A 17,137-nucleotide genomic window follows, 5' to 3' on the forward strand; every position below is an offset into this window, starting at 1 on the left:
TTAGTGCCATTTATAGTCTTTATCGACGAACAATCGATTTTTCAGTTCCGTCTTAGAAATCGAAGAATTTGTTGCATCCAACCATTCATAATAATCGCAGACACAAGATTCACCAAGTTCAATCGAGTAACCGTTGTTGATTGTTTTCACTTTAATATCTAGTTGATGTTCCGCTAGCGTCTTTTTCAAACGATAGATGGCATTGTATACGTTGTGCAGTGCACGTTGCGGCTCATCGATATCCGGGTACAACGTCTCCGCAAGCACCCATTTATTGACGACTTGTTTTCGGTGATACACCAAGAACGCAAATATTTCTTCTGTCTTTTGCGTCGGCCATTTCACAAGATTTCCATCCTGTGTCCGAACCGAAAAGCGATCAAAGCATTGGATGCGACAAGATTGATGTGGGTTCTTTTGTTGAATCGATTCATAACGTTGCACGATGCGCGGGATGACGCTGTGAATCATTTGCTCCGTGATCGGTTTCAACAAGTAATGCGTCGCATGCAGATTAAACGCTTCGACGGCATATTGTTGATGTGCGGTCGTAAAGACGACTTGCGTCCGTTCGGGCAAATAGGTCGCGAGTTCGAGGCCAGTCATTTCAGGCATCTCGATATCTAAAAAGACGAGGTCGACAGGATGTTCTTGAACAAAATCGAGGGCCTGAAGCGGACTTTGGAACGAACCGACCCATTCAAGAGATGGCTCTTCTTTTACAATTCGCTCCATCATGCCTAAAAGATGATGTTCATCTTCAATTAAAATCGTACGCATTGATGTGATTCGTCCTTTCTTGTTTGGGTAGCCGTAAATGAACAGAGGTCCCTCGCGTTAAAGTAGAGGTTAAATCAAATGTCGCACCTTGAAGGTGTTCAATTCGGCGTTTTATGTTACAGATTCCGATACCGGATGATTCGTTCGACTGATTCAGATCAAACCCGCTTCCTGTATCACGAACGCGGATATCAATCATTCCATTCTGTTCTTGAATGGAAAGCGTGATTCGTTTTTGCCCTGGATGCCGATAGAGACCATGTCGAACGGCATTTTCAACGAGGGGCTGAATTAGAAGCGACGGGATAGCATAGTCTAATAACGATTCATCAATCTCCTTCACGACCTCAAACGAATCGCTGAACCGAGTCTGTTCGATGGCGAGATAAGAGTCAATCATATCGACTTCTTGTCGAATGGAGATATCGTGGTCGGTCCGACCATTTTCAAAAATGAATCGGACGTACGTGCTCAAATGACTGAGGAGACGGGCGGCCTCTGGCGGTGACGTATAGCAAAGTGCAATCACGTTCCCGAACGTATTGTAGAGGAAGTGTGGTTTGATTTGGGCGTTAAAGAATGACATCTCATGTTGAGAGGCCAGCTCTTCGACTTGTTGCTTTTTCTTTTTGTCCGTAGACAAGTGAATCGGCAGCAATAAAAACATTAACAAGAAGTAAATGATGGTGAACGTGTTGGCATAGAGTTGTTGGTTGGACGACACGATGAATGTCGACGTCATAATGCCGATATATCCGACAAGCTGGGCGAGTGTGAATGTCAATAATTCGAGCGTATTCGTGGTCTTGTACTTCTCAAGAAGCCAACCGATGTTCAAGCCGGCCCAAAAGAACGTGATGAACAAGACGATCATCCATACGAAGTATTCGAACACACTATAAATGGAGTGTGGCAGGACGATGGCTAGAACAGTCAATACATAAAGCGGATATCTCGCAAACGCTAAAAACCGATCAAACGAAACACGCTCCAAACATCTCGCGAATTCGATCAACATGATAATGCTCAACAGTGCCAAACTTAATGTCAACTTGTCACTTCCCGTGATCCACATGCCGTCCCGAGACATGAGAGAAAGGCTTGTCAACAAGAAGAACGCTGTCCCGTAGCCATATAATCGTTCATTTCGATGGAACAAATAGACGATGGCATAGAACATGGCAATCAGCAGGGAAATGAGCAACATGAAAAATTCGTAGCCTGTGTAAGCGTTTTGGGCCGTCATGATTTGATGTAACGGCCCGACCAATATACTTTCTTCGATAGGCACTGAATTCCCTGCTTGTTGTTTCTGTTGAACCGTCAATCGGAAATTTTTCATTCCATCGTCAAGTAACAGAAGTGATGGTTGTTCACCTGAACGATTATTTCCGATGCGTGTTGTGTCAACAGATGCTCCATCAATCAAAATCGTAGAGGAGGACAGTGATGAAGGAATGAGTAACGCATATGTTCCTTCTGGAAGTGAGAGGTCGATTTCATATGTGGATTCTTTGTATGGTGTCGTAAATGGGATGGTTCGATAGGAGCGTCGGTCAACTTCCGAGACGATTCCCGACTCATAGCGCCACGAGCCGTCGAGGCGTAAAATCTCGTCTTGAACAGAGGAAGAGCGGAGCGAAACTTCTCCTTGTTTTACGGTGACAGCGGGATTGATTGACTGGTGTCGTATCAATAAAGTGAGGCTGACTCCGATCAACATCACTAGGATAAAGATAAATGTCATTCGATTACGAGTCATGCGCACATTCCCTTCGTTCTTTGTGAGTTTCTTGTGAGGTCACTACGTTATTCTTCCTAATAGGTGAATGGATTTTTTGCAGTGACTCTCCGTCTCATCATCGTACCCGAACTTTTTTTGTTTGAACAGGAAAAGTCATTCACCGTACGAAACGGGACATTCAAGGAGTATAGGAAGAAGGCATTCCATGAAACGTTGGATTGAACAACGCATTAGTCGACAAGTGATGACCATTTTTTATATATTGATTGCCTTAGTGACGCTTACATCGGTTGGGACCTATTTTTATACACAACAATCGATTCAACAAACGACCGTTCAATTGGAGCGGATCAGTGAGCAACGTGCACGGGCGACAGATTTATTTGAAACGTGGCAATCGATGCAGTATGAGTTACGCGGTCACGTCCTCCTTGGGGAAAGCGCCCTGTTAGAGGAAGTGCGTAAGGCTCAAACGAATATCGATGAGCAAACGACCTGGTTCGAAACACAAGCAAGTAATGAGGAAGAAACGCAGTTCGCAGAAGATGCGCGACTCCTCTTTTCTATTTATACGACACGCGTCATGCCCGCGCTTGAACAATACGTGATTGCGAAGCAGGCAGGGGAAGTGGATGAAGAGTTCCTACAGATGCGTACGGTCGGGCAATTCATGCCGAAAAATGAGACGTCCACTCAGACGCGATTTAAGCTCAACTCAAGCAACGCTGCGGACATGAGTGCAAGCATCGTCGATATGGAGTCGGTCTTTACCGACTATCGGGCAAATCTCGACTTTCAAGAAAGTGAATTACGCGATGCGCTCTCGAAACAGTTAGTACAAGCCCAATGGATGTGGCTCTTGATTTTACTTGGCGCCCTCTTTTTGTTGTTCGTCGGCTTACAACCCTATATTTTACGGCTGACGAATCAGTTGCAGACGCTCATGACGAACAGTGAGCGGCTCGCGACGAATCCGAGCGCGACCCTTATTCCCATCAAACCGCTACAAAATGAGGTCGGTCAATTATCCAAGGCGTTTAATGAGATGGCGACATCGCTTCGGACTCAACAAGACCAAGTCGACCTTGAGCGTGAAAAGACCGCCCGAATCTTGCATACGATGCGCGACTCAATCGTCTACACGGAACTCAAGACGAATGAACGATTCGGAAACAGCGCGCTCTTTGATTTATATGAACATCCGATTCCAACAACTGAACGAGGGAGTTTATATCCGATTGCGATGTATTACCCGATGTTCATGAATCAGATTGATGACAAAGAAGGACTGAACCGCTTCACGAAGCGTGCGAAAGAAGAAGGGATGTTCGATGAGACGTTCACGTACACGATGCAAGACGGTCAGAAGACAATTCGGATGTATGCCGAACCGATCGATTTGCAGAACGAGCGTGTCGGTGTCATCTTCGTCTCGCGGGATATTACCCAGGAAACAGAGATCAATCAAATGAAGACAGAGCTCGTTGCAACCGTATCGCATGAGTTGCGGACACCGCTCACATCGATTCTCGGCTTTTCCGAGCTCTTAAAGAGTCGTCAATTAGATGAGACGAAACGAGAGCGCTACTTGGAGATGATCGCGAGTGAGACGAAACGTCTCGAACGTCTCGTGAGCGATTTGTTAGACGTTCAAAAAATGGAGGCGGGCATGGGAACGCCTGAGTTTAAAGTCGAGAGTCTATATGACTTACTATCCGACTTACTTGAGATTCATGCGGGGTCGACAGAGCATCATCTCTTCCACTTCGACTGTGACGAAACGCTCTTTGTGGCAGGAGACCCGGCCCAGTTGCGACAAGTGTTCTCGAACATCCTGAACAATGCCATCAAGTATTCTCCGGACGGTGGAAATGTGAGTGTCGATGTGACGTGTGAAGAAGATACGATTCAAATCGCCATCACAGATGAAGGTCTCGGGCTTTCCGAGGAAGACGCAAGTCGAATCTTCGATAAGTTTTATCGGTCCCAATCCGAAGCGAGTCGTCGCATTGGCGGCACCGGATTAGGATTATCGATCTGTAAAGAAATCGTCCAACTACACGGTGGTACGATTGATGTCCGTTCTCAAATCGGAGAAGGGACGACGATGATTGTCGAGTTACCGATGGTCGATCATGTAAGCGAAGAAAGTTCATCCTAAATCATAGGATGAACTTTTTTTGAAAAAACGGTGAATGCATCACTCATTTGGTACGATATAAAGAGTGAATCATGTTACAGGATGAAAGGAAGACGACAATGCTACGCGGATTATATACAGCGGCAGGCGCGATGAACGCCCTTCAGCGCCAACAAGAGATTTTAAGCAACAACCTTGGCAATGTGAGAACTCCGGGCTTCAAGGCGTCTGACGGCGTGGTCCGATCGTTTCCGGAGATGTTGCTCGCGCAGGTGAGCAATCCCGATAATGGGAAGTCGCGTGTGAACGGGGAAGTCGGCACCCTTTCGATGGGCGTCTATCTTCAAGAGACGATGCCACGCTTCTCAGCAGGGAGTATCACGGAATCGGGAAGTCCGACAGATCTTTATTTGAAGGCTCCTGCTGATTTTACAGGTGCACCAATGTTTGCGGTCGAACAGGCAGGCGAGACGTTATACTCGACGAATGGTCGCTTCTCAATCGATGAGGCATTATTCCTTCGTTCAGCAGACGGTGGATATGTACTTTCTGATGAAGGGGAACGCATCCAGCTCCCTTCGAGCGAGTTTCAGGTAGGGAAAGATGGGGTCATCACGTCGCTCGGTCAAAACGTGGCGACACTCGGTGCCTATCAAATCGATGATTTGACGACACTTGAACAAGTCGGGAATGATTGGCGCGTGACAGGCGATGCGCCGGCACCAGCACAAGTTGACGTGTTGCAGGGCTTCATCGAGGAAGCGAACGTCAACCTCGACCAAACGATGGCCGATCTCATGATGACGTATCGTCAATTTGAAGCGAACCAAAAAGTCGTCCAAGCGTATGATAAAAGTGCCGAGCGAGCCATCGAAATCGCTCGCGTTCGTTAAGGAGGAACACCATGCAGTCCATTTATAATTCGGTCAACTCCCTGTCTCAACTTCAGCGTCAACTGGATGTGACAGGTCATAACATCGCGAACGTCGATACGGTCGGCTTCAAGCGTCAGCAAGGACACTTCGCATCACTCTTATCGCAAGCGTATGATAACCAACCACGTCCAGAATTCGAAGTCGGTCGAGATACACCGAACGGCATTCGCATCGGGGTAGGCGGTCATGTCGCTGATATCACCCAACAATTCAATATCGGACAAGTCCGCATGACAGATCGCGGTCTCGATGTCTTCTTGAAGGCGAGCCGTCAATTTTTCGTCGTGGACACGCCGAACGGTGTCGGGGTGACACGTAGCGGGAACATGCAGCTGTCTGTCGGTGATGAGACGACACTCGTCGATGTGAACGGAAACCCGCTCCTCGGAGATGACGGCAATGCGATCACGATGCCGAACGAGGCGACGAATCATCGCATTCGTCAAGACGGTGTAGTATTGGCGAGCGTGAACGGTGTCGAGCAGGAATTTGGACGACTCGATATTGTAGAAGTCCGAAATACGTCTGAACTGCGTCCACTTGGCGATAACGTGTTCGCAGCCGACCTCGAGACTGAAGTCGATCGTCCATTAGGAAATTTGTTGATGGAAGGGACACTCGAGTCGTCAAACGTTGATTTGACGAAAGAGATGACCGACATGACCATCACCCAACGTGCCTACCAAATGAACTCGCGCGCCCTTTCGATGAGTGATCAGATGATGGGACTTGTCACGGCATTACGTCCGTAAAATATGACCGCTTCTCCGTGAGAGAGGCGGTTTTTGTATAAGTTATGGAGAGGGAGGTCAACGAGATGCGAATCGTAGTTGCCATGGATTCATTCAAAGGCTCGCTATCTAGCATGGAAGCGAATCAAGCTGTCCGTCGTGCTTTGCCTGGACATGACGTCATCACTATCCCGATTTCAGACGGAGGAGAAGGGTTTCTTGATGCGTGGTTTGCAACGCACGAGGATGCGGTCATCGTGGAAGAGGTCGTTACGTGCTTAGATGGGACGAAGCGTCCCACACGATTTGGTTTTGAGCCATTAACGAAACACGCCGTGATGGAAGTGGCGGAAACGACAGGGTTAACGCTCCTCACTCACGTCGACCCATGGCGCTATAGTTCGATCGGAGTCGGACAGCAAATCGTTCATGCACTAGACCGAGGAGCGACGGTCATCACGATCGGACTGGGAGGAAGCGGGACGATTGATGGTGGGAAAGGGATGCTTGAGGTGTTAGGTGTTCGTTTTCTAGATGCGAGCGGTGCAGCTGTATCCTCGATGCCACATCAACTTGCAGACGTCGCTTCCATCGATTGGTCAGGACTCGACCCGAGAGTAAGGGACGTTGAGTGGCGAATGGCTTCTGATGTACGTAATCCGTTGACGGGAAAACGAGGTGCTGCGCACGTGTTCGGTCCCCAGAAAGGTTTGGCAGCGGACGATGTGGTTCGCTACAATCAGTTACTCGACGACTATGCAAGTCACTTCAATCAGGATATGAAGTCACTCGACGGAGCCGGTGCGGCAGGCGGTATTGGATTCGCGCTCCTGCAACTTGGGGCGACCTATATGAGTGGCATCGAAGAAGTCGTCCGTTGGTCAAGGTTCGAAGAGCATGTGAAAAGTGCGGATTGGCTCATCACGGGAGAAGGGAAGTTTGATGCACAAAGCTTAGAGGGAAAAGCGCCTTACGGGTTGGCGCGTCTCGCCCACACATATGGGGTCCCGACACTCGTGTTCGCCGGACAATCTGACTTGACCGCTCATGTGGAATCAGGGATTATTGCTGTCTTTCCCATCGTGTCGCGCATCATGACGCTAGAAGAAGCGATATGGGAAGCCGCTCCGTTACTGACGAATGCGGTCCAACGGGTTCGCCATGTCCTTGAAAAAACGCTTTGACGATTCGTCAAAGCGTTTTTTGCTTGTTATGAACGTTCTTTTAATAAGTCACGAATCTCGGTCAACAACTGCTCTTCTTTTGTAGGAGTCGGGGCGGCCGCCTCTTCGACTTCTTTCTCACGTTGTAGACGATTGATGATTTTGACGATTAGGAAGAGGGCAAAAGCAATCAAGATGAACGATACAATTTGTTGGATGAAGTTCCCGTATAAGACGTCCACTCCAAGCACGCTCGCTTTTAAGTTCGAAAAATCAATTCCTCCGATAATGATTCCAAGAAGCGGCATAAAAATATCATTGACGAGCGAGTTCACGATGGCTGTGAACGCCGCACCGAGTACGACGGCGATAGCGAGATCGATGACATTCCCGCGCATCGCAAACTTTTTAAATTCTTTTAACATATACAAACCTCCTGACATGGAATAGCATAAGCGTAGCATATTTATGAGAAAAGGAAAAAATCGTTCAGCTTCTGTCAGGGAAGGATGCTTGTTCGACATTTGTGCATAGGGTACACTAAAAAGGTAGCAATTTACGCATTTTAATACCAGGTACTAATATGATATAATCATTTTAGCTGAAAGGATGGTTGGACGTGGCGAACGATGAACAAACGAGTTCGGAAGAACAAAAAGCTTCACCAGAACAAGAGACGAAGCAGAAGCAGCGATCACGATTGTCGAATCATCGTCGATTCCCGATTTTACTGCGTGTACTCGTCGTTTTAGTGTTGGCAATCGCGATGCTCGCCCTCGGAGCGGTCATTGGATATAGCGTCATTGGCGGAGGCGACTGGAGAGATGTGTTTGACATCGAGACGTGGCGCCATATCACCGATTTTTGGCTAACCTCTTAAAGGCGGTGGATGGATGTATACAATTGAGCAAATTAAAGAAGTAATCCCACACAGATACCCGTTTCTGTTAATTGATCGAATTATCGAAGTCGAAGATAAGAAGCGTGCTGTCGGATTAAAAAATGTCACGGCGAACGAAGAGTTCTTTAACGGGCATTTCCCAGACTATAACGTCATGCCAGGCGTCTTGATTGTCGAGGCACTCGCACAAGTCGGTGCTTTCGCAATGTTGAAAGACGAATCGAATCGAGGCAAGCTTGCCTTTTTCGCAGGGATTGACAACTGTCGTTTCAAACGTCAAGTCGTCCCGGGTGATCAGCTTCGCCTTGAAGTAGAAATCATGAAAATTCGTGGACCGATCGGTAAAGGACGTGCCGTGGCCACAGTCGATGGAGAAGTTGCTTGTGAAGCAGAACTCACTTTCGCCTTGAAGTAAGGAGAAATGGGATGCGTGCTTTAGTAATTGTGTTACTAGTTGGCTTAATGACGATTGTGGGCTGTCAGCAACTACAGACGGAAGAGTCGAACGAAGAGAACATTGTCTACGAACAGAACGTGGATGAGGCAATGATTGAGAAGCGGGCAGGACAATCTGATGCGATTGCCGTTTCACTTGAACGGACGAACAATACAACGATGCTCTTCACGATTCGCATGCTTGAAAATCGCCGCCTCGACCCGACGACGGTTATGAGTTATGAGGTCGATGGAGAACGGATTGCGATTCCGTTCGGCGAACTGATTGCAGAGCGGGAAGAAGACATTCGAACGTATGAATATCAGACCGATGTCGACCCTGATCTTTTCGTATCAGATACACTTCCACTCTTCCATCTCGTAGAGGAAGGCGAGACGGAAGTTACGATTCCACTCGAAGTCATCGATTCGACAAACATTGAATAAAACAGACGATTTTGTCGAAAATCGTCTGTTTTTTTTGTGGAGATTGATGCATTCTGTCCGATACAAAGGGTAAGGACAGAATGGAGGAAATCGAGATGAAACAGAAAACACAGTCGTTACAAAAACGCATTGTATTAGCGATGTTAGCCTTCGTCACATTGCTCATCGTCGTGTTCGGGGTCGTGCAATATGTTAGTACGAAGCATTCCGTACTCAGTACATTACATGCGACGATGATTGAAGATGGAGAACGGATTAGCGAGACATTAGATGCGGATGCATATGCGTCTTTTTTGTCAAATCCGAAAAAAAATGAGCAATATGAACAGTTACGAGAATATCTCGATACATATCGCCAACAAATCGGGGCCATGTATGTGTATACGATTGCCACCGAGGGCGAAGAAGTTCAAATCATCGTTGATGGTTTGAGTCAAACGGATGCAGCAGACATTGGGACACCTACTACCGCGATGACATACGAAGGAGCGATGGATGCGTTCAATGGCGATACGGTCACAACGAACGTCATTGACGATCCGGAATACGGGAAGTATGTGACAGTGCTCGTCCCAATCAAACGAGGTAGCGAGGTCATCGGTGTCCTTGGAATCGATAAGGCAGCCACAGAAGTCGCAACAATCACGGGAGATGTGTTGACGGAGAGTTTGCCACCAATCCTCATTGGTCTTCTCGTCTTACTTGTCGTCGCAGCCATGATCATCTGGCGGTACCTCGGCTGGAAGCTACGCCCTCTCCAAGCGTTAGAACGTGTCGCGACGTCGATTGCCGAAGGCGATTTGGCGACGGCAACGAAAGAAGTCGAAACCATTCAGTTGAAATCGAATGATGAGATCAAGCGTCTGACGGTCTCGATGGAAAAGATGACTCATATGTTAAAAGAGTTGATCGCTGGTATCCAATCGTCGGCACAAACGGTCCGAGACGAGAGCGGGAACGTCTCGAGCATCTCGGAAGAAGTGAATGACGCGTCTCGTCAAATCGCTTATACGATGGAAGAGATTGCGAGCGGTGTCGAAAATCAAAGTGTGTTGACGATGCGCCTTTATGGACATATGAACGAATTCTCGACACTCGTCGAGCAGACGACGTCAGACGGAGACCAAGTGAGCGAACAGGCAGAAGTCGTCAGTCGGGTGACGATGGATGGGCTTCGCTATATGGAGAGTGCGGTCGACCAAATGACACATATCCATGAACAGGTGAAGTCGTCACAAGGACAAGTCCGTGATTTCGAACAACAGGCGGACGAGGTGACGGAACTCGTCACGATGATTCGCCAAATCTCGCAACAGACGAACCTGCTCGCATTGAACGCAGCCATCGAGGCGGCACGTGCGGGTGAACACGGGAAAGGGTTTGCGGTCGTCGCTTCGGAGATTCGGAAGCTATCTGACAGTGTCGCCGAGTCTGTCAGTGAAATCTCGGAAATTGTCGGAAGCGTCAAACAAAATTCGATCGCCCTTGGTCAGACGTTCACGGAAAGTATGACGGCGGCAGAGGAAGGGAAGGAAACGCTCGAGTCGACGAAGCGCGCCTTCACGGAAATCGAACGAAGTGTCCGCCATATGCAACAGCTGACGGGCTCGATGCGAAGTCAGCTCGATCGGGTGAAGACGAACCAAGACCATATCCAGCACGGCTTGTCAGAAATTGCTTCCATCTCAGAAGAGAGCACGGCCGGGAACGAGGAAGTGGCCGCTTCAACGGAGCAGATGTCAGCGACGAGTGAGACGATGAACCGTCTCGTCAAAGATTTGTCGACGACGGCGGAATCGATGCAACAGATGAGTCGCCAGTTCAAGTTATAAGCAGTCTCACTTCAGACAGACCTCTCCTGTGTCCGCTATAATGGGCGCAAGGGAGGTTTTTTCATGCAACAATTCTCTAGTGAACTGACACAATTTCGCGGAAGTCATTACGACTTCGGTCGATTTCAAGGACAATATATAAAACGCAGTCAACTGCTCGAAAATCGGACGGACCAATGGAAACTACGTGTTCCCCGATTTGAGATTGACGCGACGGAGGCAAAGGCTGCCTTTGATGCAGTGGCTCCGAAGATTTGGGAAGAGTTGATCGGGCTTCAAGACGAGCTCAAACTGTCTCTCAATGATACGTTGCTTCACTTCGGACATTTCCGAGTCAATAATCCAATCAGCGGGTGTTCGATTCTGACAGGAGACAACTTCCTCGTCCGAAACTATGACTATCATCCGATGACGTACGATGGGCGTTATAACGTTTTTCAACCGGACGACGGATATGCCGTCATCGGACCAGTCTCTCGTGTCACGGGACGTATGGACGGGATGAATGAGAAAGGTCTCGCGATGGGGTACAACTTTATTAACCGACGTCGACCGGGAGACGGATTTGTCTGCCAGATGATCGGCCGCATCATTCTCGAGACGTGCGCGACCGTGGAAGAAGCAGTCGACTTATTACAAGAGATTCCGCATCGCGGTTCCTTCACGTACGTCGTCCATGACAAGTCGTCGAAGACACGCGTGATTGAGGCGACACCGCGGGATATCCAGGTGCGGGAATCCAATATATGTACGAACCATTTCGAGTTACTGCAACACGAGAATCGCTACCATCTGGACGATTCCACACGTCGCATGATGGAAATCAAAGTGGTACAGCATTTGATTCAAGACGCAGAGAGTGCGTTCCGCCTCATGAACGACACCGATAAGGGCGTCTTCTCAGAACTGTATAAGAGCTGGGCGGGGACGATTCATACAGCGGCCTATTTCCCGGAAACGCTCGAGACGTGGTTCGCGCTCGGCGGGGACCGCGACCCGGTCATCTTCGATTTCCAAAAATGGCTCGACGGGGAAGACTTCGACCTTCATGCGCTTGACGGGGAACTCGCGACCGATATCGAGTTTGCGAATACGGTCCAACTTTGGCGCTGACGTTTGTCAGTGCTTTTTTTGTAGAAACGGGAATACACATAATAGGAGGGATGAAAGATGAAACGATTTGGCATCATACTCATTATGCTCACGCTCGTGACACTACTCGGTGGATGTGTGCCCGGTGATGGGACGTATACGACGGACCCGGCAGGCTTTTTCTGGGGCATCTGGCACGGGTGGATTGCACCGATCTCACTCATTTTAGGGTTATTCAATGACACGTATCGGGTGTATGAAGTGAACAATACCGGCTGGTTCTACGATTTAGGATTTTATATCGCCGTCATCAGTGGATTTGGTGGATTGACGTTGACGCGGAAGAGTCGGGGATAAGTGAGAGTAGATATAAAATGTATCGGTTCGGAAGGAGTCACTCTAAAAATAGAGGGCTCTTTTTATTGACCTTGTTTTAAAAAACATAGACTAGAATATTGGAAATCATGCTATATTTTTTATTGTTTAATCAGATTTTACCAAAAGGAGACAATATGATGTTTGCAACAATGAAAAAAAGCATACCGCTACTCATTGTATGTATGCTTATCGGATCGATGTTCCCGATTCATGAGACGAAAGCAGCTACCGTGAGTACGACGACTTCTAATCCAAAAACAGTAGAGGGGACGACGGATCGACCGAATCAACCTGTCACGATTGTGGCAAATGAAAAGGTTATCAAACTCGTCAGTGATGCTAACTCTACATACACACATACATTTGAAGAACCACTTGTGGGGAAAGTCGCAGTCTATCAACGAGAGATGAATGGTTTTGATCAATTGATTCGTGTCATTGAGCGAGAAGTAGTCACACCATCGAATCCTGTGACTCCAATTGATGCAACATTACTTGGCCTCATTAACAATGAATTTGTATTTGTCACACATCCAACCCATACGATTCATGCGACATATGAAGGGCGTGTAAAAGAAGCAAAAGGTGAGTTACGCATTCCTAAAAATACGTCAGAAACGGTAAGCGTATACGTCAGCAGCCCTGAGAAGGCGTCAACTCCGATTAAAACGTATCAAGCATCTCAAAGTCCGGCAGAATTGACGTTAGATGCCCCGCCACATGAAACATTACGTGTTTCAGGAACAACTCTTCCTTATGCGGAAGTGCACGTGAAAATTGGATACTTTGAAGTGCGGACCGGACGCGCTGATGCGAAAGGAAAATTTGATTTTCCGTTTACGGGATGGGAGTCACGTGCTTATGAGAAACAAACGTACACGGTCCAACTTTCTCATTTTGTAGATAAATCAATCGTGAACGGAAAGACGTTTGAGATGCCCGCGTTTCATCCGACGACGGAAAATCCGCTTCTTATCATCAAAGAATCATTTACACAGCTAACAGGCATCACAGTCCCGGGAGCGACGATTGAACTCGATGACGCGTATTGCACGACTAGCTATGAGAACGGTTATTTTGACTGTAGTTATGAGTTGAATGATCAGTCGATTCGCACACTCACCATTAAGAAAGACAAAGAGACGCTTTTCACAAAAGAAGTGAAGGTGAAGCGAGATATTCGGACGATTTCTTTTGAAAAGACATCGTTTGATTTAGAGGAAGCGAAGTTGATTGCGAAAGCGACACCGAATCAAACGTTCGTGCTCACATATCAAGACCCGCGTGCAGGTTACGCACAAGTCCGTTTCCGAGAAACGAGTGACGTGGACGGGAATATTATGTTCGATTTGCCGAAACTGTATGGTGTCTCATTCATGGTCAACTATGTCGATGAATACAACTACTCAAACAATCCATTATTGGAAGTACGGGCGGAAGACAACCGCATCATCCCAAAACCGAACATCAAGCTTGAGTCGAATCGTCTTGTGTTGAGTCTACCGGCCTTCCATTATCCGGGACAGACGATTTCATTTGAAACGAAAATTGAGAAGGCGAATGGACAATCTCTTGTCGAAAAGACATCACTCACCAACCCGATTGTCCCACTTGAAGTGAATGATCGTTTCATGACACGAACGGTATTGTCGGATGGTCGTGTTTCGGAGTGGGTGGAAGGAACGTTCGATGCAATTCAACAACCAATCATCGAAAAGTTGACGAACCATTCCAAAGTATTAAAAGGGACAACTGAACCTGGAGCGATCTTACAGTTTTCCAAAGGAATTACGAAAGACATCACCGCCGATGGCACAGGACGATTTGAGTTTCCAGTCAACGTAGAGAAGACAAATTCGTTCGAACTTCTCGTCAAAGTAACTGGGAAAGCCGACCAACGTTTCTCGTATACGATTGAAGACAGTATGGTTCCGATCCTTCAAGTGTATGAAGTTCTCTCAGACACGAGTAAACAGATTGATGTGCATGCGAATGAGTATGTGAAGGACTTTACGGTTGCTTATTATAAGGGTACAACGTTACTGCGTGAAGGGGTTGTAAAACCAAATCTAGTGTCACCTGTCCATAGTTCAGGGTACACGAAGTTCGCCCAACTCCCTGTATCCAATTTATTGACGGACGGCGTCACGCATCTGGTCATCAAAGCGAAAGACCGTGCTGGCAACTGGTCAGAGGGAAATAAAGTGACCGTGAAGGATATCACTCGACCAAAATTGACACAGCAAAAGCATGTGTTGCCGGGTGAACATGTGATTTATGGGAAGACCGAGCCAGGTGCAAAGGTCACGTTCACGTACCGAAGTGATAAAGAAAAAGTCGTCTCCGTTTCGAAGACGGGTGATTTCGTCATCAAGACGACCGATCCAATCTATTTCACGAAAAATGGGGTCTCCTACGGTCACGTAAAAATCACGTCAATGGATGCGGCAGGCAATCGTACGTTTGCATACGTTGCTCCAGTTGGTGAAAAGATTCAAGACATTCGCCTCGATGGTGGACAATACATCTGGTTTTATTCACCACTCGACCATATGGATCAACGTCAGTATACATTCACGGTGAATGGAAAAACATATAATCCAAATGAGATGGGAAGCGTCGTGACATGGGCGAACGATATTACGCTCCCTGCCACGGTGACGGTCAAACTGATCAACCCAGATAAGACAGTGAAGTATGAACTGACGAAAACGGTGACAAAACCGTATGAAGGAAAAAATGTAACGAACGTCAAATTCCAAAACGCATCCCGACACCTCACCGGGAAAGGTGAAGCGCATGCGTTAGTTGAAGTGTGGAGCGGTGCATCAAAACTCGGTCAAACGGTCGTGGATGGTACAGGGACGTTAAAACTATCGATGATTCGTGCTTATAAAGAAGGGGAGACATTACAATTTATCACGTATCATAAACTCGGTCAAAAAACGTCTGTATCCCTCAAAGCGAAAGACAATACGGCACCGACGAAGCCGACGGTGAATGAAGTATCGGCCGTGACGACGAAAATCACGGGCAAAACAGATAAAGGGGCGACCGTCCTGATTTCCTATAATGGTCGCACTCATACGACGAAAGCGAACAACTCAGGTGTATACACCTATACCATCAAAAAATGGACACCGGGCAAAACGGTCTCTGTCCGTGCCAGAGATGCATTCGGAAACGTCTCTTCTGCTTCGACACAAACGATTAAGTACGTGATGAAGCCACTTGTGGTCAAACCGCTGCGAGCAACACATACTTCTGTGACGGGAACGGGACATCCTGGGGCCACAATCCAAGTATATAACGGCTCTTCTAAAGTGGGGAAAGCCGTAAAGGTAGACACGAAGGGTAACTTTAAAGTGTATGTGAACAAACAACGAGCAGGTAGTACGTTGAAAGTGGAGATGACGCGCGCCGGTTATGCGACAAAACGGGTTAACGTCGTCGTCACAAAATAATGAAGGATCTCCCGACCGTGATGTTCGGGAGATTTTTATGTAATTTTTTTACATAAAAATCATCAGAATTCGTTATAATGAGATATGAATGAGGTTGGGGGGATAATATGCACTCATATGAGTTCCAAATGTATCGAAATTTTGATGAGCTTGCGATTGACATGATTGAGTTAGCGAAAGAGATTATGCCAGATAAATTGGTCTATCTTACATCAATTGAAGATGACACCCAGCATATCCTCAAACTGTCGTCACAAGATTCTCCCATCATGCTTGAAGAAGGAATGTCTTTTGATTTGAAGGATACGGTGTGCAATCGAATTGATTTCAATCAGCGAGAAGTCTTGATGTATGAAGACATCGAAGAACAAATCGAGTCGACACGCCTTCAATCATTACTGAGGGAAGTGAACATCAAGTCGTATTTAGGCATCCCGATTTTGACGAAGAGCGGGGATATCTTCGGGACGCTTTGTGTCGCGAATCATAAAAGTGCCCAGTATGATTCGAAAAGTGTCCAATTGCTGAAACGCGTAGTGCGTATGTTCAGTTATTACTTAGAGCTCGAACGTCGGGCTTCACGGGATGAACTGACGGATCTGTATAACCGACACTACTTATATAACTATTTCGAGACAACTCCGAATCAAGGAGGCGCACTTTTTCTCATCGATTTAGATGGCTTCAAATTTGTGAATGACACGTTTGGTCATGACGAAGGGGACCTCGTTTTAAAAGAAGTCGCACGTCGTCTGAAACGCTTGATGGAGCCAATTCATGATTCGAAGGTGTATCGCTTAGGTGGCGATGAATTTTTAGTGAAAGTCGCACATGCGTTACCTGAAGCAGTGGTCATCGAGTATGCCGAACGGATGTTAACTGTATTGAAAGAGTGGGACGCCCATCTTCCGTTATCAGCAAGTATCGGTATCGCTCCATACGATCCTGATGAGGAGAAAGACCTCCGTCAATTGTTGAAAGAAGCGGATGTCGCACTGTATCAATCAAAGGCGAGCGGGAAGAACACGTATCAAATTTGTAGATGAACGCTAATAGGCTAAGCCCGTGGATGACCATCGGCTTAGCCTATTATTT

Annotated in this window: 15 protein-coding genes; 12 read left to right on the top strand and 3 right to left on the bottom strand. The window is 47.2% G+C overall.

All coding sequences use genetic code 11. From position 1 onward, the window contains the following. Both ACQKD4_RS01500 and ACQKD4_RS01505 read right to left on the bottom strand, forming a co-directional pair. Positions 1 to 780 carry a response regulator gene (locus ACQKD4_RS01500; RefSeq protein WP_427372220.1) on the bottom strand — a complete coding sequence of 260 codons (780 nt, stop codon included), beginning with the start codon at positions 778 to 780 and terminating at the stop codon, positions 1 to 3. Then, positions 761 to 2,542 (bottom strand): sensor histidine kinase, encoded by a 1,782-nt coding sequence (locus ACQKD4_RS01505; protein WP_427372221.1) that lies wholly within the window; start codon positions 2,540 to 2,542, stop codon positions 761 to 763. The genes ACQKD4_RS01500 and ACQKD4_RS01505 overlap by 20 nt, the downstream gene beginning before the upstream one ends. A gap of 187 nt (positions 2,543 to 2,729) precedes the next feature. Between ACQKD4_RS01505 and ACQKD4_RS01510 the strand changes: the two genes are divergently transcribed. The 4 genes from ACQKD4_RS01510 to ACQKD4_RS01525 all read left to right on the top strand — a co-directional run bounded on the left by ACQKD4_RS01510 (position 2,730) and on the right by ACQKD4_RS01525 (position 7,514). Continuing rightward, positions 2,730 to 4,685 (top strand): HAMP domain-containing sensor histidine kinase, encoded by a 1,956-nt coding sequence (locus ACQKD4_RS01510; RefSeq protein ID WP_427372222.1) that lies wholly within the window; start codon positions 2,730 to 2,732, stop codon positions 4,683 to 4,685. A 98-nt stretch (positions 4,686 to 4,783) separates the two neighbouring features. Then, positions 4,784 to 5,557 (top strand): flagellar hook-basal body protein, encoded by a 774-nt coding sequence (locus tag ACQKD4_RS01515; RefSeq protein WP_214792958.1) that lies wholly within the window; start codon positions 4,784 to 4,786, stop codon positions 5,555 to 5,557. Positions 5,558 to 5,568: 11 nt separating this feature from the next. Beyond that, entirely contained in the window at positions 5,569 to 6,351 is a 783-nt protein-coding gene (locus ACQKD4_RS01520; protein WP_427372223.1) for a flagellar hook-basal body protein, read from the top strand. Between the two features lie 65 nt (positions 6,352 to 6,416). Next, positions 6,417 to 7,514 carry a glycerate kinase gene (locus ACQKD4_RS01525; protein ID WP_427372224.1) on the top strand — a complete coding sequence of 366 codons (1,098 nt, stop codon included), beginning with the start codon at positions 6,417 to 6,419 and terminating at the stop codon, positions 7,512 to 7,514. Between the two features lie 26 nt (positions 7,515 to 7,540). On the opposite strand, the gene mscL is transcribed toward ACQKD4_RS01525, so the two are convergent. Beyond that, positions 7,541 to 7,918 carry a large conductance mechanosensitive channel protein MscL gene (gene mscL, locus ACQKD4_RS01530; RefSeq protein WP_214744537.1) on the bottom strand — a complete coding sequence of 126 codons (378 nt, stop codon included), beginning with the start codon at positions 7,916 to 7,918 and terminating at the stop codon, positions 7,541 to 7,543. Positions 7,919 to 8,112: 194 nt separating this feature from the next. Between mscL and ACQKD4_RS01535 the strand changes: the two genes are divergently transcribed. The 8 genes from ACQKD4_RS01535 to ACQKD4_RS01570 all read left to right on the top strand — a co-directional run bounded on the left by ACQKD4_RS01535 (position 8,113) and on the right by ACQKD4_RS01570 (position 17,088). Then, the gene (locus ACQKD4_RS01535; protein ID WP_427372225.1) at positions 8,113 to 8,373 is read left to right on the top strand and encodes a DNA-directed RNA polymerase subunit beta; all 261 of its coding nucleotides are present in this window, start codon (positions 8,113 to 8,115) and stop codon (positions 8,371 to 8,373) included. Positions 8,374 to 8,386: 13 nt separating this feature from the next. Further along, positions 8,387 to 8,809 carry a 3-hydroxyacyl-ACP dehydratase FabZ gene (fabZ, locus tag ACQKD4_RS01540; protein WP_427372226.1) on the top strand — a complete coding sequence of 141 codons (423 nt, stop codon included), beginning with the start codon at positions 8,387 to 8,389 and terminating at the stop codon, positions 8,807 to 8,809. 11 nt (positions 8,810 to 8,820) lie between these two features. Next, entirely contained in the window at positions 8,821 to 9,276 is a 456-nt protein-coding gene (locus tag ACQKD4_RS01545; protein ID WP_427372227.1) for a hypothetical protein, read from the top strand. Between the two features lie 95 nt (positions 9,277 to 9,371). Further along, a complete protein-coding gene (locus ACQKD4_RS01550; RefSeq protein WP_427372228.1) occupies positions 9,372 to 11,108 on the top strand; it encodes a methyl-accepting chemotaxis protein in 1,737 nt (578 codons plus the stop codon). Positions 11,109 to 11,171: 63 nt separating this feature from the next. Continuing rightward, positions 11,172 to 12,221, top strand: a complete 1,050-nt coding sequence (locus ACQKD4_RS01555; RefSeq protein ID WP_214694477.1) for a C45 family autoproteolytic acyltransferase/hydolase — start codon at positions 11,172 to 11,174, stop codon at positions 12,219 to 12,221. 57 nt (positions 12,222 to 12,278) lie between these two features. Then, the gene (locus tag ACQKD4_RS01560) at positions 12,279 to 12,557 is read left to right on the top strand and encodes a hypothetical protein (protein WP_012727334.1); all 279 of its coding nucleotides are present in this window, start codon (positions 12,279 to 12,281) and stop codon (positions 12,555 to 12,557) included. Between the two features lie 158 nt (positions 12,558 to 12,715). Continuing rightward, the gene (locus ACQKD4_RS01565) at positions 12,716 to 16,042 is read left to right on the top strand and encodes an Ig-like domain-containing protein (RefSeq protein ID WP_427372229.1); all 3,327 of its coding nucleotides are present in this window, start codon (positions 12,716 to 12,718) and stop codon (positions 16,040 to 16,042) included. Between the two features lie 107 nt (positions 16,043 to 16,149). Continuing rightward, the gene (locus ACQKD4_RS01570) at positions 16,150 to 17,088 is read left to right on the top strand and encodes a sensor domain-containing diguanylate cyclase (protein WP_427372230.1); all 939 of its coding nucleotides are present in this window, start codon (positions 16,150 to 16,152) and stop codon (positions 17,086 to 17,088) included. Positions 17,089 to 17,137 lie beyond the last annotated feature (49 nt).

The organism is Exiguobacterium sp. NPDC077395 (assembly GCF_050269125.1).
Lineage (GTDB): Bacteria > Bacillota > Bacilli > Exiguobacteriales > Exiguobacteriaceae > Exiguobacterium > Exiguobacterium aestuarii_A.